Source organism: Tsuneonella sp. HG222 (assembly GCF_053819185.1).
The window spans coordinates 396,345-418,876 of record NZ_JBSOQZ010000001.1 but is presented as its reverse complement, the minus strand read 5'-3'; the positions used below and the strand labels follow the sequence as shown (position 1 = coordinate 418,876).

The following is a 22,532-nucleotide window of genomic DNA, read 5'->3' as shown; positions in this document are numbered from 1 at the left end:
GTCTTCGGGGAGAACACTTTGTGACGACACGCACACGCCTCGACCTTCCGCTCCTTCTCCCGACAGTTCCCGATGAAGCGGATCGCTGTGTCGCGAGGCTGCTTGACGAGCTGACGGAGCACCACGGCGTTAGCGAAGCGCATGTGGTCGGCGCTGCAGAGAGCGAGCCGGCAAAGCTGTGTGTTCATTACGATCCGGAGAAGGTCGGGCTGGCACAGATACGCAAGGCGGCGCGCGCGGCCGGGGCCGCGCTGACCGCTCGCTTTGGGCACATCGTGTGGCAGGTCGAGGGGATCGAGCAGGAGCGGCGGGCGCGAACCGTGGGGGAAACGCTGTGCCGTATCGAGGGCGTGTTCGAAGCCCATGCGACGGGCAGCGGAGCTCTGAGGGTGGAGTTTGACCGGAGCCTCGTCGACGAAGCAGAGATAACGTCGGCGCTTGCCTCGCTCGGCGTAAGTCGCCGAGGCTCTAGTAAACCCGCTACATCGGCTTCGGTCGCTTCTGCCGATCCGGTTACGACCGCGACTGCGACTCCTGCCGGCAAGCACGCGCACGACCACGCTAAAGATGCCGATCACTCCCATGACCATACCGAGGGCGGGGGTCACGCGCACGGCGGCGTATTTGGGTCGAACACCGAATTGTATTTTGCGCTCATCTCCGGCGTCGCGCTAGCTATCGGATTTGCACTGTCCTGGGCCGAGGCCGCGCCGGAGGTTGTCTCCCCTGCGCTCTACCTTGCCGCCTACTTCTTCGGCGGGTTCTTCACTGTCCGCGAAGCTATCGATTCTCTCAAATTGCGCCGCTTCGAGATCGACACGCTGATGCTCGTCGCGGCCGCCGGCGCGGCCCTGTTAGGGGAATTCGCCGAAGGGGCCTTGCTCCTGTTTTTGTTCAGCCTTGGCCACGCGCTCGAGCATTATGCCATGGGGCGCGCCAAGAAGGCGATCGAAGCGCTGGCGGAGCTCGCGCCTCAGACGGCGGTCGTGCGGCGCGGCAGCGCCACCGAGGAAGTGCCTGTTGAGGCGCTGGTCGTCGGCGACATCGTCGTCGTCAAACCCAACGAGCGCTTGCCGGCTGACGGGTTCGTGATCGAAGGCACCAGCAGCGTCAACCAGGCGCCGGTGACTGGCGAAAGCGTTCCGGTCGACAAGCAGCCGGTAGAGGACGCGGCGGCCGCTGCGGCCGCAGCGGACAGCGTCGCGTCCACGTCCAGAATATTTGCGGGCACGATCAACGGCTCTGGCGCACTGGCAATCCAGGTCACCCGTCTCGCCTCTGACACGACATTGGCCAAAGTCGTGAAGCTCGTCAGCGAAGCGGAGACGCAGAAGTCTCCCACTCAACGCTTCACCGACCGGTTCGAGCGCATCTTCGTGCCGGTCGTTCTCGGACTGGTGGTGCTGCTGCTGTTTGCATGGGTCGTGATCGACGAACCCTTCAGTGCCAGCTTCTATCGGGCGATGGCTGTTCTGGTCGCGGCCAGCCCCTGTGCTCTCGCGATCGCAACACCGAGCGCGGTCTTGTCGGGCGTGGCACGGGCGGCGCGCGGCGGGGTGCTCGTGAAGGGCGGCGGGCCGCTCGAGAACTTGGGCGCACTGAGCGCTATTGCCTTCGACAAGACGGGAACGTTGACCGAAGGGCGGCCGCGCGTGACGGATGTCGTTGCGGCGGCCGATGCAACGGAGCAAGAATTGTTGCAGACGGCGGTCGCGGTGGAAGCGCTCAGCGACCATCCGCTCGCCGCGGCGATCGTCCGCGATGGGACGGAGCGGCTCAAGGGCCCGGCCGCGAAGGCGACCGACCTTAAATCGATCACGGGACGCGGTGTCGAAGCCGTCGTCGACGGCCAGACCGTTCACATCGGACGCGACGAACTCTTTGCCGAGGCGGGCGGCGAACCGCTTTCCGGTGCAGTGAAGGCCTCGGCGGATGAACTGCGTTCCCAGGGGCGGACCATCATGATCGTTCGCCAGGGCGCGCGGTACCTTGGCGTAATCGGGCTGATGGATACTCCTCGGTCGGCGGCTCCGGCAACGACCGCACGCTTGCGCGAACTCGGCATAACGCGGATGATCATGCTGTCGGGCGACGCGACACCTGTCGCCAAGGCCGTCGCCGCGAGCGTCGGCATCGAGGACGCCTGGGGCGATCTTATGCCCGAAGACAAGGTCGAGGCGATCAAGAAGCTCCGCGCAGCGGAGGGCAAAGTCGCGATGGTCGGTGACGGTGTCAACGATGCGCCCGCACTTGCCACGGCCACGGTCGGAATTGCGATGGGAGCGGCCGGGTCCGACGTGGCGCTCGAAACCGCCGATGTCGCCCTGATGGCCGACGACCTCTCCAAACTACCCTTTGCCGTCGACCTCAGCCGGCGCACGCGGCGGATCATCCGCCAGAACGTGTTCGTCAGCATGGGCGTGGTGGCAGTGTTGCTGCCTGCCACGATACTCGGGCTTGGGATCGGGCCTGCCGTCATTGCCCACGAGGGCTCGACGTTGATCGTGGTCTTCAACGCGCTGCGGCTTTTGGCGTTTCGAGAGGTGCCTTTCGCCGGGCTGCAACCGGCCACGGAGGAGCGCAAGGGATGAGCGAAGCCAATTTCGATCTCGGCTCGGCCGACAAACGAAAGACCCTGTGGCTGGTCCTGGCGCTCAACGTCGCCATCGCCGCAGGCTTTTTCGTGACGGCTTTCCTGGGGGATTCGAATGCACTCCTGGCTAACGGTGTCGACAACTCCTCGGACGCAGTTGTCTATGCTTTGAGTCTGTTGGCGCTGACGCGGTCACGTCGCTGGAAACGAGGCGCCGCGCGTTTCTCAGGCGTGATGCTGCTCATTTTTGCCGCCGGTGTAATGGCCGATGCTGTGCAGCGTTATCTCAACGGATCGACTCCCGGCGGCGCGCTCATGATCGGCATGGCGATCGTGGCCGCTGTCGTAAATCTGTGGTGCCTGCGCCTGTTGAACAAGCTGAACAACAAGGACGTGAATTTGCGCGCGGCAACGACGTTCAGCTTCAATGACTTCGTCTCGAACGGCGGCATCGTCCTTGCGGGGATCGCGGTCATGCTGACAGGGGCGAACTGGCCCGATTTGATTGTTGGCATCGCTGTCGCCTGCATCGCGGTTTATGGTGGGATCGAGATCTTGCGTGATGCTCATAAGGACACCCACCAGTAATTCTCAACCGCTCTGCTCGAGCAGAAAAAGCCGGACCATCCCCCCGGCGTGAGGACAAATTCGAGCGTTCGAGAGATTTCGATCGCGTCGTTAAAGACCAATCCCGCACCAGGTCATATGTGCATACCTTGCCCCAGCAAGACGAGAGCCGCTTCCTTCAGCGACTCCGGCAAGGTGGGATGTGCATGGGTCGTCAGTGCGAGGTCTTCGGCCGTTCCCCCATATTCCATCAACAGCACCGCTTCAGGGATCATTGTGCCGGCGTCGGGGCCAATGATGTGGGCGCCGAGCAGACGATCGGTATTCGCATCCGCCAGCAGCTTGGTAATTCCACGGGTGTCGCCGTTACAGCGCGCGCGGCTGTTCGCCAAAAATGGAAATGTGCCAGACTTGTATTCGACACCAGCAGCCTTCAATTGCTCCTCGGTTTGTCCAACGCTCGCGACTTCGGGCGAGGTGTAGATGACGGCCGGCACTGTATTATAGTCTACCCCAGCGTAGCGTCCGGCGATCCCTTCCACGCACCTCACCCCATCCAAGGTCGTCTTATGCGCGAGCATCGGTCCGGCAATCACATCGCCAATCGCGTAAATCCCTGAAACCTGAGTCTTGAAACCAAGCTCGACCGGAATGCGCCCCTTGGGGTCCAGCGTGATTCCCACCCGCTCCAGTTCCAGGCCGTCGGTGTACGGCCTGCGCCCCACCGCGACGAGTACGACATCGGCGGTGAGCGTCCCGGTTTCGCCGCCTTGAGCCGGTTCGACCGATACGAGCAGGTCGTCAGGGCGCTTCTCGACACTGGTCACCTTGGTTTCGAACTGAAATTCCAGGCCCTGCTGCTTCAGTGCCTTGAGCAGATGCCGCGCAATTTCGCGATCCATGCTGGGGACGATACTTTCGAGGAACTCGATCACCGTGACCTTGGCCCCTAGACGCCGCCAGACGCAGCCAAGCTCAAGGCCGATATAGCCGCCGCCGATCACGACCAGATGCTCTGGCACCCTCGTTAAGGAGAGTGCGCCGGTGTTGGAGACGATGCTCATCTCGTCGATATCGATCCCTGGCAGGTGCGCCACGTCGGACCCAGTCGCGACGAGTATGCCTTTGCTCGCGGTCAGCGATCGGGCGCCGCCTTGGACCAAGTCAACGGTGAGCCGGTCGGCAGCCTCGAACCGCGCGCTTCCTCTCACCCATTCGACGCCGTTTTTCTTCAACAGGTGCTCGACGCCCTTGGTAAGTCCGGTGACGACCTCATCCTTGCGGCTGATCAATTGGCCCAGGTTCAAGGCGACCCCGCCGATACCGATACCGTGCTCCTCCAGTCCCTCGCTCACTTGGGCGAACAATTCCGTGGAATGGAGAAGAGCCTTGGAGGGAATGCAGCCGACGTTAAGACAGGTGCCGCCCAGCGTGGGCCGACGTTCAATGCAGGCGACGCTCATCCCGAGCTGAGCTGCGCGGATGGCTGCTGGGTAGCCCGCGGTGCCACCGCCGATTACGATGATATCGAAGTCGTCGCTCATCCGTGGATCCTTGGTAGCCACATCTTTTGAAGTGAACGCCGCTCATGGCGAACCGGTCCGCAGCAGCCGACGCGCGCTGCTTTGCCCAATGCCACATCGCGATTATATCGAATTGGCGGGGCGGACGCCGGGCGGGATGCTCTTTCGGGCCACTCGCCGATTGTACCAGAAGCCGAACAGCACCGCGGCCAGCATGACCAACTGGGCGAGCACTGACTGCACCGTGGGGGTGAGGCCGAGCAGGTCGATCCGCGGCACGAGTGCGAGGGGCTGCACGTCGATCAACCCCGCCTCCTGAAGGGCCGCTACGCCTTTGCCGGCGAGGACGACGGCCAAGATGGCGATGAGGGCGGAGCTGTACGCGAAGAACCTCGCGATCGGAATATTCCGGCTGTAACGGAGCATTCCGACGGCGATCACTGCAAGCAGAACAATGGCCGCGAGCGCTCCCGCGGCGACAGCGCCAGAATTGCCCTGGTTCCAGAGCGTTGCATAGAAGAGAACCGTTTCGAACACTTCGCGATAGACGACGAGAAAGGTAAGCCCAAACAGGAACCAGGCAGACCGCTTCGAGAGCGCCTTGCTGAGCCGCTCGTTGATGTAGCGCTGCCATGCCCCGGCCTGGGCTTTCCCGTGCATCCAGATTCCGACCGACAGGAGTATTATCGCAGCCAAGATCGAACCGAAGCCTTCGGTCAGCTCGCGGCTCGCCCCGCTTACACTGATCAAATACGTCGCTGCCGCCCAGGTGGCTACGCCAGCCACCAGCGCTGCCACCCACCCGCCATGAACATAGCCCAGCACATCCTGGCGATCGGCCTTCCTGAGGAACGCGATCATCGCGATAACGAGGAGAAGCGCCTCCAGCCCTTCGCGCAAAAGAATGGTGAAGGCACCCAAGAAGCTGGATGCAGCGCTGGCCTTATCGGGGCTGAGCTGAACTTCGGCGTCTGTGAAGAGGGTCTGTACTATCGCGACCTGCGCTCGCACCTCGTCTACCGGCGCGCCGCGGCCGATGCGGGCGCGCAGCTCGGCCATCGCCCCTTCGATCCGCCTCATCAGCGAAGCATCACGCGCGGTCAGGAGCGGCTCAACGGGTTCGAAACCGTCGAGGTAGGCAGAAAGCGCCAGGTCAGTTGCTCTCGCCCGTTGACCAGCTTCATAGGCGTCGAGCGCCTCCTGCAATCGCTCCTTGGCCAGACTGAGTGAGCCCTCCGGTCCGGAAAGAGCCTCTGGATTGCCGCGCAAGTAGGCGGTGACGGCCCGCGCCTTCTCAGCTCCCAGCTTCTCTTCGAGCTGCGCCGGGGTCATGCCGGCCAAGGCAGTCATGTTTGGGATCAGTCGGCGCAGTGCATCGTCATTCGACCAGGCCGTCTCTCCAGAGCGAGCAAGCTTGTTTGGATACGCGTAGCGGCCAACGTGGAATGCGAGCGCCCATCGGTCATCAGGGCTGAGCTGTGCAAAGGAAGGCATGGCCGTGCCTTCGAGGCCCTGCTCGATGACCTGATAGAGGCCGAAGAGGCTCCGTTCACGCGCTCTAGCCTCGTCGGTGAAGCCGATCGGAGGCGGGTCCATGCCGCCTGCCGCCGAACCTCGCCCGTCGCCCATCGATCCATGGCAGCTGGCGCAGTTCTGAGCATAGAGCGTTGCGCCTCGGCTGAGATCGGGCAGGTTCGACGGGGCAAGCGGCACCGGGTAGGCAGCCAAAAGGACTCTTCCCAGCTCCCGGGCCGACGTGGCGATGCTTTCCGGGGCCGCCTTCGCAGCGATATCGGCCTCGAGTCGCTTTGCTCCTTGCAGCAGGTTTGCGCGCGCTTCGGTTGGCGCTAGCTCGTCGAGGCGCTGGCGCACGCTCGCGGAGAACTCCACCATCTCGACGTATTCGGCCTCGTTCACCACTCGGCCGTCAGAGACCGCACCTGCGTAATCGACTGCGATATAGTCCAGAAGACGCCATATGGTCTGAGCCGGCGCCGTCTGCGCACGGGCCGGAGCGGCGAGGACGCAGCCGAGCAGAAGCGCGAGGGCCAACGCCTTGAGGTAGCGGAAAGTCGTCATGCCTTCGCACGCAACTCGCCGCCAGCGTCTCGGATGATCTCCCACGCCGACTGCAGGAAAATTACGGCAATTACGGCAGCCACGATGATGTCGGGCCACGCGCTGTCGAGGAAGAAGACGAGCGCAGCTGCCGCGATTACCGCCACGTTGTTGATCGCGTCGTTGCGCGAGAACAGCCAGATCGCTCGGGCTTGTGCGTCGCCACCGTCCCGGAAACGAGCGAGGATCAGGGCCGCGGTCACGTTCACGATCAGCGCTGCGATGCCGATGCCCCCCATCAGCTCGGGCTCCGGCGGAATGGCGTTCAGAGCGCGCCAAATGGCCATGGCGATGACGGCGAGGCCGAGCGCGCCGAGAAAGAGCCCCTGTGTTATCGCTATTCGCGCCCGGGTGGATGCCGCCCATCCGAGAGCGAGCAGACCGACGAAAGTGATCGAGCCGTCGCCGAGAAAATCGAGCGCGTCAGCTTTCAGCGCCTGGCTGTTGGCGATGAATCCGCCGACGATCTCGACGAGGCCAAAGCCCACATTGAGGATGACCACCCACCACAGCGCGCGGCGGTACGCGGGATCGGTTTGGGCCCGCTTGGTGTCGCCAGTGCAGCCGCAGCCGTCTGATTCGTTCGCTTCCATTGCCGCTCCCTACAACCTCCAGCCGCTGGAGGATCAAGCCCCTTTCTGCGAATGTGTCGCAATTAATTCCGGAAGGGCTTAATCGCCTGGAAGAGGCTGATCGCACCGGTGGCGGTCGGCACGACGGCTTGAGGTGCGACGGCGGCCTCATCATAGTCGGAAAGGATGCTCTCCAACGCCCCATCTGCGTTTGGCTGCGTGTCTGCCAGGCCGTCGATCCCCTGGACCGTCAGGCGGAACAGCGCACGCATCAACGCGCCGCTTTGGTGAGCGTAATCCGCGATGTGGACTTCGCCACCCGGCCTGATGCTAGCGAACATCGCCGCCACACCCTCTCGTTTGCCCGCGAGCGGAACCTGATGGAAGACCAGGCTCGACACGGCCTTGTCGTAGCTGCCGCCAAGACCGGCGACGTCCCGAGCAAACCCTTGCCGCCAGGCGATCTCGATGCCAGCGGCCTCGGCCTTCTTCCGAGCTAGTGCGAGCACGTGTGGGTCCGGATCGATCGCGGTAATCCGGGCTCCCGGCGCCGCTCGCTTCAACATCAGCGCGAAAGTTCCGGTACCGCAGCCGACATCGATGATCGTCTCGTTGTTATGCGGCGCGACCTGTCGAAGAAGTTCGCTCCGCCAGACGGTCTCACGCGTCAAGAGTCGGATTGCCAGGTCATAGGCACGCGTTAGCCCCGGTCTTCCCAGTGCGGGAGTGAAGTGGTCGCTATCCATCTTGCGGGCGTCTCTACTCCGGCCTTGGCGGCGGCTCTTCGCTCTCCTACATCCTCCAATGACTGGAGGATCAAGCGGAATGTCGAAGATGTTGATGATAGGCGATCTTGCCGCCGCAACCGGAACGAAGGTCAACACGATCCGCTTCTATGAAGAGATCGGGCTGATGCGCCGCGCAGCGCGGACCCAATCAGGCCGGCGGACTTACGGTGCGGGTGACCTGGAACGACTGCGTTTCATCCGGCATGCAAGGAAGCTAGGGTTTGAAACCCAGGAGATCCGGTCGCTGCTCGCGCTGGGTGACGATCCTGAAAGACCATGCGACGAAGTGACGCAAATCGCGGTGCGGCACCTCGACGATGTGAACGAAAAAATCGCCAGGCTCGCGCTTCTGCGCGATGAACTCGAACAAATCGCTCGTTCCTGCGCGGGCGGAGCGGTTTCGGAATGCCGGATCATGGATAGCCTTGGCGCCTAGCGGCCCGCCCGCCATCTAGATTGCCTGCGTACACACGGAGATGACCGTCACCCCGGAGCAAGCAGGAACGGAAAAAAGCAGACTCATTCAAGCTGAGCCCGCTGTCGGAGTCGACGTTATGGATGATCATTCTAGTCGCGCGGAAATCCAGTGCTCGATTTCATCTTCTGGCCACGCCACCACATTGCCGCCAAGCTGGACCGGTTTCGGAAACCTGCCCTCGGCCATCCAGCGGTAGATCGTCGATCGGCCCAGTCCGACCCGGTGCCTGACTTCAGGGAGACGGATAAGGCGCGGGACCTTGCGCGGCTCAGGCGCTGCAGGATCGATCGCCTCACCCATGATGGCCTCCCTGGCTGGAGGGGAAACCGTCACCAAGCAGCGCATCCCTGCGTTCGAGTTCCTCGATATGGTCGGACAGGAGCCGGGCGACGCGGTGCGCCGTGCCTTTGGCCCAGCGCGGCCTCACATTGTGGACCTGGTTGCCCAGGACGCGTTCGAGCGCGGATGGCAGCTCGCCGGTAAAGTCCTCGAAGAACTGCGCGAGATCCGATTGCAGCCAGGCAATAGCATGATCGCCGCTGCTCACGAGGAACAGCAGGATATGGGCCTGGGGGGTAACGCCGCTCGCGGCAAGAATGCGCAGGGCCTCGCCAAGGCTGGCGGAGCGTTCGCCTGCCAGAACACGGCGCAGGGCATCCTTATGAATCTGCGCGTCGCGCGCGATATCGCAGCGCGTCCGGCCGCTGGCTTCGACTGCGGCAAGCAGCAGCCGGGCGAGATCGGCGCGAACCTCCTGTTCGGCAAAGAGCGCCATGTTGGTCATCGACAAATCCTTTCGCGTGTTGGTGATCGACTCGAGGGCTAGCCGCGAAGGAAGGCTGTAGGAAAACGAAAAGAACAAGAAGAGAACATAGAGGAAGGATCGAATCGGCTTCCTATGGCGATTCGCGCGGATTCCGGCTGACGGATCGCAATCCGCGGCACGCCGCGCGCAGAAGGCGGCCAGGTTTGCGCACTTCGCTGCCCGACCCGCGCGGAACCCGGCCCGGACCCATGTCGATGTCGCTTTTTGCTTGGTGAGACAGCGCCCAACGCACTTCGCGATTTCCTACACCCCGGCTCCAGGGCGAGGAATGAACATACAGCGAACATGCTCGCTGGTTCGATGTTCAACCTTCCCGGAGTTCCTCCCGATGATCACCAAGCCACTCAGCGCCGCCCGCCCCCGGGGCCGCGACTACATCCTTCCCGCCATTGTAGCGCTCGCCTGTGCCGGTGCCGCCTATGCCGGCGCCGACACCACTTTCGATCCGGCGCTGCAGAAGTTCACCGACTTTCTGGAAGGTTCGGGCGGCAAGATCATCACCGTCATGTCGCTCGCCGGCGGCCTCATCGCGCTGGCCTCGGGGCGGTTTGCGCTCGGTCAGGTGGCGGTGCCGGTGGGTGTCGGGATCGGCGTCGGCACCGGCGTGCCGATCGTCACCTCGGTCGTGACCGCGGTCATCTGACAGCGGTTTAACGGCAGGAGGGCGGCATCATGGCCGACAGATACCTTGTTCCACGGCGGCTCGACGATCCGGAGCTCATCGGCTTCTGGACCATCGACGAGTTCGCGGGACTTCTCGTCCCGTTCGCCTGGGGCATTCTCGCGCAGCACATCATCATCGGCACGGGCCTATCGGTCGTGACCTGGTTCGCCCTGCGGAAGGCGAAGGCAGGCAATGCTGGGTCGAAACTGGTGCATGCTGCCTACTGGTATCTGCCCGGGAGTTTCCTGGGATTGAAAGCCACGCCGCCCTCCCATTGCCGCCTGCTGGCCGGGTGAGGGGAGGACCGACATGCAAACCGAATTCGCGCATGCGCAGGCCCAGCGATATCTCGCCCAGCGCAACCGCTTCGCAGGGCTGAGCGCCATTCTGGCAGCGACCAGCGTGCTGGGTATCGGCGCCGCGATCACCCGCGACGAGCAGGTCGTTCTCGTGCCGGTCACCGCCGAGACGCTGACGGTCTCGAGCGGCGGGATCGATACGCATTACCTCGAGCTCGTCACCCGCGACACCGCGCTGATGCTGCTCAACCGCGCCCCCGAGAGCCTCGACTACTGGATGGAGCAGATCCTGAAAGTGGCCGATCCGGCGGCGCACGGTCGTCTCAAGGCCGAACTGGTCAAAATCGTCGACGAGCAGCGCGGCTCGGACGTCAGCCAGGCCTTCGTGATCCGCTCGATGCTGGTCGACACCAAGAGTCTCACCGCAACCGTCACCGGCACGCTCAAGACCTTCGTCGGAGCGCAGGTGATCGCGAGTCAGGAGCGGACCTTCCGTTTTGCCTGGGCGAAGCGCGGGCTTTCGCTCGGCCTCACCGGCTTCGAGCAAATTACCACAGACGAGGAACAGTCATCATGAGCCTCTTTTCCATGCCGCTGAGCGCGGCGCTCGCCGGGACCGGCCTTGCCTGTTTCTGCATCGGCGCGACCCGGGTTCCCGACAACGGCCTGCGCGCGATCGGCGGGGCCTTCGTGGCGGCATCGTTCGCGCTGGTCGCGGTTCCCGCGCACGCCGACCAGTTCGTCGAGGCGGCGGACAATGCGACGATCGACTGCGAGCTCGCACGCGGCGAGCTGACCCGCATCGCGCTCGTCGAAGACGGGTTCGCCAATGTCTCGAAGATCGCCAGCGGCTTTCCCTACAACGACTTCCAGGTGACCCACGAGCCGGTCCGCGGCGACATCTACATCTCGGTGCCGCCGCAGTTCGCCTCGGACAAGGTTAGCTTCTTCGCCACCAGCAAGGCCGGCTACGTCTACCGGTTCGCCTGCCGCCTCGGCGGCGCAGAGGCGGGCCAGCTGTTCATTACTAATCCGGCGCTCGTCCGCCGCGAGGCGGCCGACTGGGAGCAGGAAAGCGGCCACAACGAAGCCGCCATCCGCCTGATCGAGGCGATGGCGACCGACGGCGTCCTGCCTGGCTTCTCGGCCCGCGCCGAACTGTCGCGGCCGCGCCGCACCGGCGCCATCGAAGTTCAGCAGGTTGCGCAGTACGACGGGGCGGCGCTGACCGGCCAGCGCTTCCTCATCCGCAACATGGGCAAGGAGCCGATCGCGCTCGGCGAGGAGCGTGAGGCACCCGCCGGCGCGCTCGCCTTCGCCTATGGCCGCGACACGTTGCCTCCCGGCGAAGCGACCAGCGCTTTCCTTGTCTTCAACACTGGAGGGCTCGACTGATGGCCGACGCATCCGAAACGACGCACGAACGCGCGCCGCACGACAGCGGTCATGCCGAAGGCCGGCGGACCCTCAACACCCAGATCGCCAGGCGGCAGAAGCTGCTGCTCGCAGGGCTGGGCGGTCTTGTCCTGATCGGCGGGTCGTGGATCGTCTTCGGCGGCGAGGATGATGGTGGCGCCGCGGCCGAGGGCGCGGCGACCATCGACACCGGCGGTCTCGTCAACCGCAATCTTTCCCAGCGCGAGTTTGTCGCCACCTACGGCAATCGGCTCGACGCGCAGGGCCGCGCGATCAAGGATCTGCAGGAAACGCAAGTGCCGCGGCCGGCAATCGAGCAGGAACTCGAAGCGCTGCGTTCCGAAAACGCGCAGATGATGAGCGACGGACAGACGGCGATCGATGCGATCTCGGCCGAGAACGCTGCCTTGCGCGGCGAGCTGCAGCAGGTTCGCCAGGCCGAGCCGGCGGCACCGGCCGCCCCACCGCCGACCTATGGGCCGGGGGTCACGCCGCCGAAGCCGCAACAGGGCGACGCGCTTGCGTCCGGTCCGCAGAGCGGAGGCCTCAGCACGCTCAGCTTCGGCGAGGCGGGCGAGGCAAAGAGCCGTCCGGCGGCGGAACGCACGCCTGCGCTGATGCTCGAGGCGAGCCGCGACTACCTGCCGCCCAATTCCTATGCCCCGGCGCGGGTAATCGTCGGGGTCGATGCTTCGACCGGCGTGGCGAGCCAGACCGATCCGCTGCCCGTGGTGCTGAGGATCACCGGTCCCGCACGCTCGGTGGTCAGCGGCAAGCGGTTGCTTACCACCGATATTACCGGGTGCCTCGTCAACGGCGCGGCGCGCGGCGACCTCTCGGCCGAGAAGGTCTACGTCAAGCTCGCGCGGATGACCTGCGCGCAGCCCGGCGGCCGCTACGCGGTGAGCGAGGTCAAGGGGTTCATCGCCTTTGCCGGCAAGTCGGGGGTGCGCGGCCGCGTGGTCAGCCGCGAAGGCAGTCTCGTCGGGCAGGCGCTGCTCGCCGGGATCGTCGGCGGGTTCGGGCGCGGCTTCTCCGCCAATGCCAACGGCATCTTCACCGGACAGGTCGGTGCCAATGGCCAGCGCGAGGCGCTCTCGCCGACCGACATTCTTGCCGGCGGTTTCGGCCAGGGCGCGGGCGACGCCGCCGACACGGTCAGCCGCTACCTCATCGAACGCGCCGAACAATACCAACCCGTCGTCGAGATACCGACCGGCATCGAGGTCGAGCTCGTCTTTCTCGACGGCGTCCATGTCAGGAGCACCAAGTAACATGAATTTTTCCCACGCCCGGCCGGGCCTCAAAGCCCGCGCCGCCCATGTGGCGCTTGCGATGACCGGCGCCGCCACGGTGCTGACGCTCGGCGTCGCCGCCGTCACCGCGCTTCCCGCCAATGCGGCCGGTCTTGCAAGCGACGTCGCCGCCGCGCTCAAGCTGCGCCTCCCGAAAACACCGGTCGATGCGCTGACCTGCGATACGCTCGGTCCGTGGTGCGAGGTCGTCTCGGGCGACACGCTGTTCTATATCGACGAGACCGCCCGCTACCTCTTCGTGGGCCGACTCTACGACATGGAAGAGCGGCGCGATGTTACCGCCGCGCGGCTGCTTGAACTCAATCCCGATCTGCTCGCCGCGGGCGGCGCCCGGGCACGTTCGGAACAAAACGAGACCATCCCGTCGGAAGCGGCAAAGACGGTCGATCTTGCGAGCCTGCCCGCCGAGGGCGCAATCCGCTGGGGCAACCCGAAGGGCGCGAGGCTGGTGGTCTTCTCCGATTTCCAGTGCGGCTATTGCCAGCGTCTCGCAGGCGAACTCGTCAAGGCGAAGCTCCAGGTCGAGGAGCGCCCGATCTCGATCTTCGGCGCGGCGAGTCGGCAGCTTTCCGAGACGGTGCTCTGCGCGAAGGACCCGGAAAAGGCGCTTCACGCCGCCTATGCCGGAGAATTGCAGGGCACCGGCAAATCCTGCGCCAATGCCAAAGCGCTCGACGCTAACGAAGCGTTCGCGAAGGCCAACGGCTTTGCCGGTACGCCGGTCATCGTTCGCGCCAGCGACGGCGCGGTGCTCCAAGGCTTCCGCGATGCCCAGACGCTGCGTGCATTCGCCGCGGGCGCAAAGGAGCCGCGGTCATGAGCGCGTGCATCCGCAACCTCGCCTGCGGGATCTTCGCGGCATCGCTTCTCGCCGGCTGCGCCACGCTCGGCGGCAACGTCGAGGGCAATTTCGCCTGCCGCGCGCCCGAGGGCACCTGCGCACCGACCTCGCTGATCGACGCGCAGGCCACCGGCGTGGCTGCCGGTCAGGAGACGCTGCCCGTCTCTTCCGCACAGGGTCGGACGTCCGTGGGTCGCAGTCTGCGCATCGTGCTCGCCGCGCACCGCGACGAAGCCGGGCGCGAGCATGAGGCCCGCGTGGTCCAGGTCGTGCTGCCCGAGCCAGTCGGCGCGGGCTGGCGGCAGCCGAGCGGGACCGGCGAACTGCTGCGCGCGATCGGCCAGGCGGTTGCCCGCGCGCCCGAGCCCGAGAACTCCAAGAATCCCAACCTCCCCGAATTGCCGGACCAGCTGTTCCTCCCCTCGCAGCCCGGTCCGGCGATACCCGGCGCAGACGCGCCGGAACCCGGGGCACCCGGTCGTAACGCCTCCCCTGGCCGGGTGCCCCTTTCGCTTTCCCAACCAGATCCAGAACAAGGAGACCAGCAGTGAGCTTTTCGCTTGGCGCCGCGCGCGACGCGGTGCTCTCCGGCCTTTTCGCCGATACCGACCGCGCGGAGCATGCCCGTGCGCCGCTGATGCTCGACATGCTGTCGGACTGGCTGCCCTACCGGGTCTATGACGAGCGCACCGGCCTCTACCGCAACCGCGCGTCGAAGGGTTTCGTGCTCGAAGTGACCCCGCTGGTGGGCGCGGACGAGCGCACCGGCGAGATCCTCGGGCAGTTCTTCTCCGAAGGGATGCCGGCGGGCGCCTGCCTGCAGGTGCTCAATTTCGCTTCGCCCCGGATCGGTTCGGTGGTCGGTCCCTGGTTCGCGCCGCGTTACGAGCAGGGCGGGATTTACGAGGCGATCGCGCGGGCGCGCACGCAGCGGCTGTATGATCTGGTCTGGCAATCAGGCTCGGCGCATGCTCCGTTCCACGCGCGCGCCACCCGGCTGATCCTGTCGCTGGGCGTTCCCCTGCCCGGCAATGTGAGCGATGCCGAACTTACCGAATGCCGCGAGGGCTTGCTCGGCATGCTCCATTCGCTGGGATTGCACGCGGCGAGCCTCGAGCCGCACGGCCTCCTGTCGCTGATCGACGAGCTGACCTCGCCGACCACGGCGCGCGAGCCCGACCGGATAGACTGGAACCGCCACGAGACGCTCGACCTCCAGGCGATCCGCCGCGACATCGAACTCGAGGTCGAGGACGACCGGTTGATCCTGCGCACCGAGCGCTTTCGCGAGACCGGCCGCGACCGCGACGGCGTGCCGCAGGTCGGCGAATGCTATCCCGACCGCTTCGATCTGCGCCACTATGCCGTGCGCTCGACGCCCGAGCGCTGGGCGCCGTGGGAATGCGCGCGCCTCATCGGCGACATGTTCACCGACAAGCTGCGTTTCCCGTGCCCCACGGCGACAATGCTGTGCCTCGTCTATCCCGACCAGGAAGCCGCCGCCGCGCGCGCGGGCTACAAGTTCATGCGCACCACCAGCCTCTCGGACACGAAGAGCGCGCGCTTCCTGCCCCGGCTCGGCGAGCAATCGGCCGAATGGCGCCATGTCCAGGCCGAGCTCCAGGCGGGCAAGAAGCTGGTCAAGCTGTTCTACGGCCTGACCACGATCTCGCCGCTCGGCCAGGGCGACACGCACGAGCGCGTGGTCAAGGCGATCTACAAGGCGGCGGGTTGGGACCTCGCCGACGAGCGCTTCCTCCAGCTCCAGGGGCTGATCGCCGCTTTCCCGCTGAGCCTTGCCGACGGGCTCGCAAGCGACATGACGCGGCTCAAGCGCCTCAAGACCATGCTCTCGACCACCGCTGCGAACATCGCGCCGATGCAGGGCGAGTATCTCGGCAGCGACATCCCGCATCTGCTGCTCGTCGGACGGCGCGGCCAGCCCTTCTTCTGGTCGCCCTTCGAGAACCGCGCGGGCAACCACAACATCGCCATCTGCGGCAAGTCGGGCTCGGGCAAGTCGGTACTGCTGCAGGAACTGTGCGCGGCGCTGCGCGGCGCAGGCGCCAAGGTCGTGGTGATCGACGACGGCCGCAGCTTCGAGCACTCGGTCAAGCTCCAGGGCGGGCGCTTCGTCGAGTTCACGCTCGCCTCGGGCTTCTCGCTCAACCCGTTCTCGATGGTCGACGATGCCCGCGCCGAAAGCGACGAGGATTACCGGCTCGACTGCTTTGCGATGATCAAGGCGATCGTCGGGCAAATGGCGCGTCCGAGCACCGCGCCCAGCGATACCGAGCGCGGCCTCATCGACCGCGCGATCACGCAGGTCTGGGACAGCCTCGGCAGCGGCGGCAGCATCGACGATGTCGCGCATGCGCTGCACTCTTCCGAGAGCGAAGCCGGCAAGGACCTAGCGACCGCGATCGGGCCGTTCTGCCGCGGCGGCAGCTATTCCGGTTTCTTCTCCGGCAAGGCGAGCTTCGCCTTCGAGGACGATTTCACGGTCTTCGAGATGAGCGATCTTGCTTCACGCGAGGAGCTGCGGAGCGTGGTCCTCTCGGCGATCATGTTCATGACCGGTCAGGCGATGACCCGCTCCTCGCGATCGACGAAGAAGCTGCTGCTGATCGATGAGGCCTGGGCCATGCTCAAGGGCGGTTCGATGGGCGAGTTCGTCGAGACCTATGCCCGCACCGCGCGCAAGTACGGCGGCGCGCTTGCCACCGCCACCCAATCCCTCAACGACTACTACAAGTCGGACGGCGCGCGCGCCGCGCTCGAGAACAGCGACTGGATGCTGGTGCTCCAGCAGAAGGCCGAGACCATCGCCGATTTCCGCAAGGAAGCGCGGCTCGACATGGACGACCGCACCGAGACGCTGATCCGCAGTCTCAAGCGCTCGGGCACCGAGTACAGCGAGGTCTACATCAAGGGTCCGGAGATCGAGGCGGTCGGCCGGCTCGTGCTCGACCCGTTCTCGGCGACAATCTTCTCGTCCGATCCCGACACCTATGCCGCGATCCACAAGCATGTCGCCGACGGCATGCCGCTCGACAAGGCGATCGGCCATGTCGCGAGCATCGCCGGCTCGACCCGAGGAGCCGCATGATGGCCCTCGACTACGAAACGCCGGTCGATCGCATGGCAGGCCGACGAAGCCCCGGGAGACAGATCGACACGAGGTCGCTGGCGCAGGGCACCTGCCTCGTTCTGATCGAGGCGGCGGGATTTGCGATGAACATCGTGCTCGTCGTGCTCGGCCTGCCGCTGTTCGCGTTCCTGTTCCTCGCAGGGTGGGATCTTGGACTGCTGTTCGCGCAGCTCGGCAACCTCGCCGATCACTACCGGCTCGCCGAGCCGGTCGCCCGGCACCTGTTCAGCCAGGATCTCAAGGTCGCGTTCCTGTTCGCCGCGGGCGGCTACGCCCTCTTTCGCCTGCCGGCCTTCCTCCGCCGGCTTGAGCGCCGCCTTGGCGAAGGAGACAGGGACCATGACTAGACTGCGGCTTCCCCAGCGCAGGCTGGCCCTCAGTATCCTCGCGACGCTCGGTCTTGCCGCTGCGCTGCTCTGGGCCGCGTGGATCACGCGCGCGGTGACCGAGAACCCACCGCCGCGGATCGTTACGGTCCGTCTCGCCGAGACCATCGGTAAGTTCGTCGACGAAGCCGCGCGCGCCGAGGCCGAGCCGCAGGCGGTGCAGGCGGCGAGCCTGGCCTATCTGAAGGCAGCCGAAGCGTCGGTCGCCGAAATGGGCCGCGACGGTCGGGTCGTGCTGGTTGCCGAGGCGGTGCTCGCCGGCGCGGCCGAGGATGCGACACCCGAGCTCGAGCGGCGGATTGCCGGGCAGCTCCAGCAGGAGCCGCGCCGATGAAGCTTCCCTTCATTCACTGGCGCCGTCCGTTGATCCTTTGTTCGCTGTGCGCCGTGCCGCTGGCCTGGGCGCCGCTCGACGCCTTCAGCAAGGACCACGCTCTGCTGCTCAACGCGAGCCCGAGCCTGCCCAACTGGGCGTTCTGGCTGGACAAGCGCGCGCCGATCGAACGCGGCAACCTCATCTTCTTCGAGCCGCCGCCGAGCGCGCTGGTCGAAAGACATTTCGGGCCCGACCCGCAGATGTTCGGCAAGCGCGTGCTCGGTTTGCCCGGCGATGTCGTGAGCCATCACGGCATGGATGTCCGCATCAACGGCAAGAAGGTTGCGACGCGCCTCAACAAGACCCGCCTCGGGATTCCGCTGACGCGCGGTCCCGCCGGGACGATCCCGGCAAACTGCTACTACACCGGCACCGATCATCCGCGCGGGCTCGACAGTCGCTACGGCGCGATCGGCTTCGTCTGCGCAGGGCAGATCCTCGGCAGCGGGAGGGCGATCCTGTGATCCGGCTCCCGCTTCTCCTGACAATCGCTCTTGCTTTGCCGGCTGCCGCGCAGGCGCGCGACTATGGCCAGCAAGGCGCGGTCTTTCCGGTGATCGAGCGCGATCTGCTCGAGCAGATCCAGTCGCGCCTGATCGCGATGGAAAAGTCGGGCGAGACCGCGAAGCTCAACGACCGGTTGAAGCGGCGCACGGCGGCGCGCGTCAATCGCCCGGACCCGGTCGCCGGGATCGCGCGCGCGATCGACGATCGCAGCTGGTCGTTCGATCCGACGATCACGCTCGCGGCCGATATCAGGGGCGCGAAGGGCGAGCTGATCCATGCCGCAGGCACCAGGGTCAACCCACTCGACAGCGTGAGCTTGCGCGCCGACCTCTTGTTCCTCGACGGCGACGACGCAGCGCAGGTCGCCTGGGCGCTGAAGCAGGACCGGCAGGCCAAGCTGATTCTGGTCAGCGGCGCACCGCTCGAGCTGATGAAGGCCCGCCAGCGCCGCTTCTATTTCGACCAGGGCGGCAAGCTCACCGAGCGCTTCGGGATCAGGGCCGTGCCCGCGCGCGTGCGCCAGCAGGGCCGACTGCTCGCGGTGAGCGAGATCGCGCTTCCCGCGAAGAAGGAGACGGCGCGATGAGGCTCTTCCACAAGCTCGCAGCGGCCCTCCTCGCTGCCTTGTCGCTGGCACTGGCAACGCCCGCCGCGGCCGATGCCGGGCCGGGCAAGTGCACCGGCAGCTTCGTCAACCCGATCACCGACATCTGCTGGTCGTGCCTGTTCCCGATCTCGGTCGGCGGGCTCGAGATCTGGCCCTCGAACAGGCCCGATCCCGACAATCCCGACCTGCCCGTCTGCCTGTGCGGGATCAGGCCCGGCATCGCGATGGGTTTCTGGGAGCCGGTACGGCTCGCCGATGTCAGCATGAAGCCGTGGTGCTTCGTCAACCTTGGCGGGATGAAGCTCGATCCCGGCTTCGACATCGGGTTCCGTTCGATCTCCGGACCCTCGGCGGTGGGCGGCGCGAGCCAGTATTATTCGAGCTGGCACGTCCACTGGTACGCCTATCCGCTGATTTACTGGATGGAGATCGTCGCCGATTTCCTCTGTCTCGAGCCCGGCTCGATCGACATCCTCTACATCTCCGAGATCGATCCGCTGTGGCAGGACAGCGAGCTCACCGCGATCATCAATCCCGAGGCGGTGCTGTTCGCCAACCCCTTGGCGCTGGCCGCCTGCGCGGCCGACTGCGCCGCTGCGACCGCCAAGCTGCCGATCGATGAGATGTTCTGGTGCGCGGGCTGCCAGGGCTCGATGTACCCGATGAACGGCAATGTCTCGGCCTCGATCGGGCACGTCCAGGCCTCGCGGCTCGTGCTCTCACGGTTCGCCTACAAGCTCCACCGCGAGCTCGTCTCGTGGGGCACGATGGGCTCCAAGGGCCTGTGCGGCAAATACCTGATGCCGGTGATGCGCAAGCAGCAATACCGCTTCCAGGCAACCAATCCCAATCCGGCGACGAGCGGGCGCTACGCCTGCCCGCCGATCGGCACCTCCACCACGCTCCAGGAGCCCGGACAGGTCGTCCCCGCCATCGGCGAGGACATGGGTTATCTCGTCTGGCGCAAGAGGAACTGCTGCGCGCTATGAACAAGCCCCTCCTCCTTATCCCGCTTGTCCTCGCGCTTTCGATTGGCGGGCTGGCGCTCGCGCAAAGCGCATCGGGCGACCTCGATCTCGATGCGATCCGCGCGCGCGCAGCCGAGCATGCCGGCGATGCCGAGGCGCTTGCCACCGCCGTACGAACACGCGCCGACGGGCTCGCCGAGGATGCGCGCAGCACGCAGGATGCCGCACAGGCCAACCGTGCGGCCTATGCCCAAAGCGTCGGTACCGACCTCACTGCTGGTCCGCTCGATTTCGACGCCATGGTTCGTGCCCAGGCGCAAGCCGAGGCGGCATCGCTGGGCGAAGGCCCGCGCTTCATCGCCTTCGCCTCGCTGTCGATGCCGCCCGAGGCGCTCAAGGCGCTGGTGCGCGACATGGGCCGCGCGGGCGGCGTCACGGTGCTGCGCGGGTTTCCGCAAGGCGACAGCGAAGGCTTCAAGAAGCGCCTCGCGGCGATTTGGAGCGACGGCAGCGAAGCGGGCTCGCTCGGCATCGATCCGCGGCTCTTTCGCGCCTTCGACATAAAGGCCGCACCGAGCTTCGTCATGCTCAGCACCGATTTCAGCCCGTGCGACGGGTTCGAATGTACGAGCGCGGTCCCGCCGCACGACCGCATCGCGGGCAATGTCAGCGTCGTCCATGTCCTCGAAACCTTTGCCGGAGGCGGCGGGCCCGGCGCGGCGCTGGCACGGCTCCACCTCGCCCGCCTCGAAGGAGACCGGCCATGACGCGGATGATTGCCGCTGCGCTCGCGCTGATCCTTGCTGTGCCGGGCGCGAGCACCGCACAGACCACCGACGCGGCCAAAACCGATGGCAAGCAGACAGCAAGCGACCTGCTCGAAACCGCGCGCGACGCGGCTTCGGCGCCGGTCGATGCTACCCAAGTGCCCAATTACGATCCGCAGGCGACGCGCGGCTTGCAGGACCTGGCGCAAAACCCCGACCAGATCGAGGCTCGCGCACGCGCCAATGCAACGACGAACCCGGCGCTGCGCACGATCCGCGACAGCATGACCACCCGCGCCGAGTTCGACGCGCAGGACATCTCCGACATGCTCGCGCGCAGCCGGACGATCAGCGAGACTCCGCTCGATTACACCAGCGGCATGAGGGTTGGGGGCGCGCAGGGAAGCTGCGTACCGCTTCCTCCCGGCGCCGGGTCGGCGGGGACATACTTGGCGACCTGCAATACCGGCACGCGGATCGACCAGAGCGCCGGCCAATGCACGGTGCCGCTCGTCGCAAGCGTTACCCGGCGGTCGCAGTATCATTACCTTTGCAGCAGGTTCGGCGACTTCAACAATTCGGGCGAGCCAGTCTGCGAAGGCTTCGCCGGCGCGAGCTGCCGTGCGACCGGCCAGCGCGAGGGCCGCTGCCTGCAATGGTTCGACAACGGGCACACGCGGTTCTGCTCGGAACCGGGCGAACCGCTGACCGAGATGACCTGCGACGCTCCGGTGTCGGGCCGGACGCCCTATGCAGTCACAAGCACAACGGATGTAGCTGCCGCCCCCGACGAGAGCCAGTGCGCCGGTTTCGCGAGCAACGGCAATTGCACGCTCGACGCGGAAATCTGCATCGACAGCGATCCGCAGACCCGCATGGTGGGCGGCGTCGCGGTCACCCGGCCCTGCTGGGCCTGGCAGCGCAGCTATACCTGCATCACCCGAAGCGCCGCCAGCGACTGCTCTGCGCTCGAGGACCAGGGAAGCTGCCGTTTCATCCGAGAGGAGTGTCTGAGCGGCGACGAAGCATGCGAGACCTGGGAGCGCGTCTACGAGTGCCCGCTTCCAGCCAGCGAAGCGGATGGCACGCAATATGTCTGCGACGGCGACGTCTACTGCATCGACGGATCGTGCGAGACGATCGAGCGCAAGGCAAACAACGAGTTCAAGGACGCGGTAACCGCGCTTCACGCGATGAACGAGGCGCGCGGACAGTTCGACCCGCAAACGCTGACGCTGTTTCGCGGAACCCGCAACACCTGCTCGTCCAAGGTCTTTGGCGTGCTCAACTGCTGCAAGGGCAAGGGATTCCCGCTCATCCCCGGGATCCAACTGCTGGTGGCGCTCGGCTGCAACCGCGAGGATGTCCTGCTCCACGAGCGCGATGCGCAGGGGCTGTGCGCCTACGTCGGCACTTACTGTTCCGACAGCTTCCTCGGCGTGTGTCTGACCAAGAAGAAGGTCTACTGCTGCTTTGAGTCCAAGCTCTCGCGGATCCTGCAGGAGCAGGGCCGGAGGCAGCTGCCCAAGCCTTGGGGCAAGCCAAAGACCGAGACCTGCACGGGTTTCACGCTCGACGAGTTCGCGCGGCTCGACCTCAGCCAGATGGATTTCTCCGAAGTCTATGCCGAGTTCACCGACGCTGCTCGGCTGCCGGACGAGCTCGAGACCAGCACCCTCATCCAGCAGAAAATCCAGGATTATTACGCAAGGGAAGCCCAATGACGCGCGGCGCCATTAAACTCGCGCTCTGCGCGGCTACAGGCTTGT

General features: G+C 65.6%; 24 protein-coding genes. 18 read left to right on the top strand and 6 right to left on the bottom strand.

The window, feature by feature from the left end; translation table 11 throughout:
• Positions 1-20 precede the first annotated feature (20 nt).
• Both ACWPMZ_RS01990 and ACWPMZ_RS01985 read left to right on the top strand, forming a co-directional pair.
• A complete protein-coding gene (locus tag ACWPMZ_RS01990) occupies positions 21-2,591 on the top strand; it encodes a heavy metal translocating P-type ATPase (RefSeq protein ID WP_455702348.1) in 2,571 nt (856 codons plus the stop codon).
• The gene (locus ACWPMZ_RS01985; RefSeq protein ID WP_057883318.1) at positions 2,588-3,181 is read left to right on the top strand and encodes a cation diffusion facilitator family transporter; all 594 of its coding nucleotides are present in this window, start codon (positions 2,588-2,590) and stop codon (positions 3,179-3,181) included. The genes ACWPMZ_RS01990 and ACWPMZ_RS01985 overlap by 4 nt, the downstream gene beginning before the upstream one ends.
• Positions 3,182-3,294: 113 nt before the next feature.
• Here ACWPMZ_RS01985 and lpdA read toward each other — a convergent pair whose 3' ends face one another.
• The 4 genes from lpdA to ACWPMZ_RS01965 all read right to left on the bottom strand — a co-directional run bounded on the left by lpdA (position 3,295) and on the right by ACWPMZ_RS01965 (position 8,044).
• Positions 3,295-4,704, bottom strand: a complete 1,410-nt coding sequence (lpdA, locus tag ACWPMZ_RS01980; RefSeq protein WP_057883317.1) for a dihydrolipoyl dehydrogenase — start codon at positions 4,702-4,704, stop codon at positions 3,295-3,297.
• 102 nt (positions 4,705-4,806) lie between these two features.
• A complete protein-coding gene (locus ACWPMZ_RS01975) occupies positions 4,807-6,762 on the bottom strand; it encodes an FTR1 family protein (RefSeq protein WP_455702347.1) in 1,956 nt (651 codons plus the stop codon).
• Complete coding sequence (locus tag ACWPMZ_RS01970; protein WP_057883315.1) at positions 6,759-7,394, bottom strand: cation transporter; 636 nt, start codon at positions 7,392-7,394, stop codon at positions 6,759-6,761. Before ACWPMZ_RS01970 ends, ACWPMZ_RS01975 begins: the two co-directional genes overlap by 4 nt.
• 62 nt (positions 7,395-7,456) lie before the next feature.
• The gene (locus ACWPMZ_RS01965) at positions 7,457-8,044 is read right to left on the bottom strand and encodes a class I SAM-dependent methyltransferase (protein WP_455702346.1); all 588 of its coding nucleotides are present in this window, start codon (positions 8,042-8,044) and stop codon (positions 7,457-7,459) included.
• Between the two features lie 154 nt (positions 8,045-8,198).
• On the opposite strand from ACWPMZ_RS01965, the gene ACWPMZ_RS01960 reads away from it, so the two are divergent.
• Positions 8,199-8,597, top strand: coding sequence for a MerR family transcriptional regulator (locus ACWPMZ_RS01960; protein WP_455702345.1), 399 nt, complete (start codon positions 8,199-8,201; stop codon positions 8,595-8,597).
• Positions 8,598-8,723: 126 nt separating this feature from the next.
• On the opposite strand, the gene ACWPMZ_RS01955 is transcribed toward ACWPMZ_RS01960, so the two are convergent.
• Positions 8,724-8,939, bottom strand: a complete 216-nt coding sequence (locus ACWPMZ_RS01955; protein ID WP_455702344.1) for a helix-turn-helix transcriptional regulator — start codon at positions 8,937-8,939, stop codon at positions 8,724-8,726.
• Positions 8,932-9,423, bottom strand: a complete 492-nt coding sequence (locus tag ACWPMZ_RS01950) for a hypothetical protein (protein WP_455702343.1) — start codon at positions 9,421-9,423, stop codon at positions 8,932-8,934. Before ACWPMZ_RS01950 ends, ACWPMZ_RS01955 begins: the two co-directional genes overlap by 8 nt.
• A gap of 370 nt (positions 9,424-9,793) precedes the next feature.
• On the opposite strand from ACWPMZ_RS01950, the gene ACWPMZ_RS01945 reads away from it, so the two are divergent.
• From ACWPMZ_RS01945 to ACWPMZ_RS01875, 15 genes are read left to right on the top strand one after another with little or no spacing between them, the layout of a single operon-like run.
• The gene (locus ACWPMZ_RS01945; protein ID WP_228241501.1) at positions 9,794-10,108 is read left to right on the top strand and encodes a hypothetical protein; all 315 of its coding nucleotides are present in this window, start codon (positions 9,794-9,796) and stop codon (positions 10,106-10,108) included.
• Between the two features lie 29 nt (positions 10,109-10,137).
• Entirely contained in the window at positions 10,138-10,425 is a 288-nt protein-coding gene (gene traL, locus ACWPMZ_RS01940; protein WP_057883310.1) for a type IV conjugative transfer system protein TraL, read from the top strand.
• A gap of 13 nt (positions 10,426-10,438) precedes the next feature.
• On the top strand, positions 10,439-11,005 hold the full coding sequence (locus ACWPMZ_RS01935) for a type IV conjugative transfer system protein TraE (RefSeq protein ID WP_455702342.1): 567 nt from the start codon (positions 10,439-10,441) through the stop codon (positions 11,003-11,005).
• On the top strand, positions 11,002-11,823 hold the full coding sequence (locus ACWPMZ_RS01930) for a type-F conjugative transfer system secretin TraK (protein WP_455702341.1): 822 nt from the start codon (positions 11,002-11,004) through the stop codon (positions 11,821-11,823). The genes ACWPMZ_RS01935 and ACWPMZ_RS01930 overlap by 4 nt, the downstream gene beginning before the upstream one ends.
• Positions 11,823-13,118 carry a TraB/VirB10 family protein gene (locus tag ACWPMZ_RS01925; protein WP_455702340.1) on the top strand — a complete coding sequence of 432 codons (1,296 nt, stop codon included), beginning with the start codon at positions 11,823-11,825 and terminating at the stop codon, positions 13,116-13,118. The genes ACWPMZ_RS01930 and ACWPMZ_RS01925 overlap by 1 nt, the downstream gene beginning before the upstream one ends.
• Before the next feature lies 1 nt (position 13,119).
• Positions 13,120-13,980 (top strand): DsbC family protein, encoded by an 861-nt coding sequence (locus tag ACWPMZ_RS01920; RefSeq protein WP_455702339.1) that lies wholly within the window; start codon positions 13,120-13,122, stop codon positions 13,978-13,980.
• Positions 13,977-14,552 (top strand): hypothetical protein, encoded by a 576-nt coding sequence (locus ACWPMZ_RS01915; protein WP_455702338.1) that lies wholly within the window; start codon positions 13,977-13,979, stop codon positions 14,550-14,552. The genes ACWPMZ_RS01920 and ACWPMZ_RS01915 overlap by 4 nt, the downstream gene beginning before the upstream one ends.
• The gene (gene traC / locus ACWPMZ_RS01910; protein WP_455702337.1) at positions 14,549-17,110 is read left to right on the top strand and encodes a type IV secretion system protein TraC; all 2,562 of its coding nucleotides are present in this window, start codon (positions 14,549-14,551) and stop codon (positions 17,108-17,110) included. The genes ACWPMZ_RS01915 and traC overlap by 4 nt, the downstream gene beginning before the upstream one ends.
• Positions 17,107-17,499, top strand: coding sequence for a hypothetical protein (locus ACWPMZ_RS01905; protein WP_455702336.1), 393 nt, complete (start codon positions 17,107-17,109; stop codon positions 17,497-17,499). Before traC ends, ACWPMZ_RS01905 begins: the two co-directional genes overlap by 4 nt.
• On the top strand, positions 17,492-17,872 hold the full coding sequence (locus ACWPMZ_RS01900; protein WP_455702335.1) for a TrbI F-type domain-containing protein: 381 nt from the start codon (positions 17,492-17,494) through the stop codon (positions 17,870-17,872). Before ACWPMZ_RS01905 ends, ACWPMZ_RS01900 begins: the two co-directional genes overlap by 8 nt.
• Positions 17,869-18,378, top strand: coding sequence for a S26 family signal peptidase (locus ACWPMZ_RS01895; RefSeq protein WP_455702334.1), 510 nt, complete (start codon positions 17,869-17,871; stop codon positions 18,376-18,378). Before ACWPMZ_RS01900 ends, ACWPMZ_RS01895 begins: the two co-directional genes overlap by 4 nt.
• Positions 18,375-19,007: a type-F conjugative transfer system protein TraW gene (gene traW, locus ACWPMZ_RS01890; protein ID WP_455702333.1), complete on the top strand. Its 633-nt coding sequence runs from the start codon at positions 18,375-18,377 to the stop codon at positions 19,005-19,007. Before ACWPMZ_RS01895 ends, traW begins: the two co-directional genes overlap by 4 nt.
• Complete coding sequence (gene traU / locus ACWPMZ_RS01885) at positions 19,004-20,017, top strand: conjugal transfer pilus assembly protein TraU (RefSeq protein ID WP_455702332.1); 1,014 nt, start codon at positions 19,004-19,006, stop codon at positions 20,015-20,017. The genes traW and traU overlap by 4 nt, the downstream gene beginning before the upstream one ends.
• Positions 20,014-20,763: a type-F conjugative transfer system pilin assembly protein TrbC gene (gene trbC / locus ACWPMZ_RS01880; protein ID WP_455702331.1), complete on the top strand. Its 750-nt coding sequence runs from the start codon at positions 20,014-20,016 to the stop codon at positions 20,761-20,763. Before traU ends, trbC begins: the two co-directional genes overlap by 4 nt.
• On the top strand, positions 20,760-22,487 hold the full coding sequence (locus ACWPMZ_RS01875) for a conjugal transfer protein TraN (protein ID WP_455702330.1): 1,728 nt from the start codon (positions 20,760-20,762) through the stop codon (positions 22,485-22,487). The genes trbC and ACWPMZ_RS01875 overlap by 4 nt, the downstream gene beginning before the upstream one ends.
• The last annotated feature ends 45 nt before the right edge of the window (positions 22,488-22,532 follow it).

What these genes read in the sequence shown, in the direction of transcription:
- ACWPMZ_RS01900 (WP_455702335.1), top strand. Translation starts at nt 17,492, where the DNA reads ATGACTAGACTGCGGCTTCCCCAGCGCAGGCTGGCCCTCAGTATCCTC.
- ACWPMZ_RS01920 (WP_455702339.1), top strand. Translation starts at nt 13,120, where the DNA reads ATGAATTTTTCCCACGCCCGGCCGGGCCTCAAAGCCCGCGCCGCCCAT.
- lpdA (WP_057883317.1), bottom strand. Translation starts at nt 4,704, where the DNA reads ATGAGCGACGACTTCGATATCATCGTAATCGGCGGTGGCACCGCGGGC.
- ACWPMZ_RS01985 (WP_057883318.1), top strand. Translation starts at nt 2,588, where the DNA reads ATGAGCGAAGCCAATTTCGATCTCGGCTCGGCCGACAAACGAAAGACC.
- ACWPMZ_RS01970 (WP_057883315.1), bottom strand. Translation starts at nt 7,394, where the DNA reads ATGGAAGCGAACGAATCAGACGGCTGCGGCTGCACTGGCGACACCAAG.
- ACWPMZ_RS01960 (WP_455702345.1), top strand. Translation starts at nt 8,199, where the DNA reads ATGTCGAAGATGTTGATGATAGGCGATCTTGCCGCCGCAACCGGAACG.
- trbC (WP_455702331.1), top strand. Translation starts at nt 20,014, where the DNA reads ATGAACAAGCCCCTCCTCCTTATCCCGCTTGTCCTCGCGCTTTCGATT.
- ACWPMZ_RS01975 (WP_455702347.1), bottom strand. Translation starts at nt 6,762, where the DNA reads ATGACGACTTTCCGCTACCTCAAGGCGTTGGCCCTCGCGCTTCTGCTC.
- ACWPMZ_RS01875 (WP_455702330.1), top strand. Translation starts at nt 20,760, where the DNA reads ATGACGCGGATGATTGCCGCTGCGCTCGCGCTGATCCTTGCTGTGCCG.
- ACWPMZ_RS01925 (WP_455702340.1), top strand. Translation starts at nt 11,823, where the DNA reads ATGGCCGACGCATCCGAAACGACGCACGAACGCGCGCCGCACGACAGC.
- ACWPMZ_RS01895 (WP_455702334.1), top strand. Translation starts at nt 17,869, where the DNA reads ATGAAGCTTCCCTTCATTCACTGGCGCCGTCCGTTGATCCTTTGTTCG.
- ACWPMZ_RS01930 (WP_455702341.1), top strand. Translation starts at nt 11,002, where the DNA reads ATGAGCCTCTTTTCCATGCCGCTGAGCGCGGCGCTCGCCGGGACCGGC.
- ACWPMZ_RS01945 (WP_228241501.1), top strand. Translation starts at nt 9,794, where the DNA reads ATGATCACCAAGCCACTCAGCGCCGCCCGCCCCCGGGGCCGCGACTAC.
- traU (WP_455702332.1), top strand. Translation starts at nt 19,004, where the DNA reads ATGAGGCTCTTCCACAAGCTCGCAGCGGCCCTCCTCGCTGCCTTGTCG.
- ACWPMZ_RS01905 (WP_455702336.1), top strand. Translation starts at nt 17,107, where the DNA reads ATGATGGCCCTCGACTACGAAACGCCGGTCGATCGCATGGCAGGCCGA.
- ACWPMZ_RS01950 (WP_455702343.1), bottom strand. Translation starts at nt 9,423, where the DNA reads ATGACCAACATGGCGCTCTTTGCCGAACAGGAGGTTCGCGCCGATCTC.
- ACWPMZ_RS01915 (WP_455702338.1), top strand. Translation starts at nt 13,977, where the DNA reads ATGAGCGCGTGCATCCGCAACCTCGCCTGCGGGATCTTCGCGGCATCG.
- traL (WP_057883310.1), top strand. Translation starts at nt 10,138, where the DNA reads ATGGCCGACAGATACCTTGTTCCACGGCGGCTCGACGATCCGGAGCTC.
- ACWPMZ_RS01935 (WP_455702342.1), top strand. Translation starts at nt 10,439, where the DNA reads ATGCAAACCGAATTCGCGCATGCGCAGGCCCAGCGATATCTCGCCCAG.
- ACWPMZ_RS01955 (WP_455702344.1), bottom strand. Translation starts at nt 8,939, where the DNA reads ATGGGTGAGGCGATCGATCCTGCAGCGCCTGAGCCGCGCAAGGTCCCG.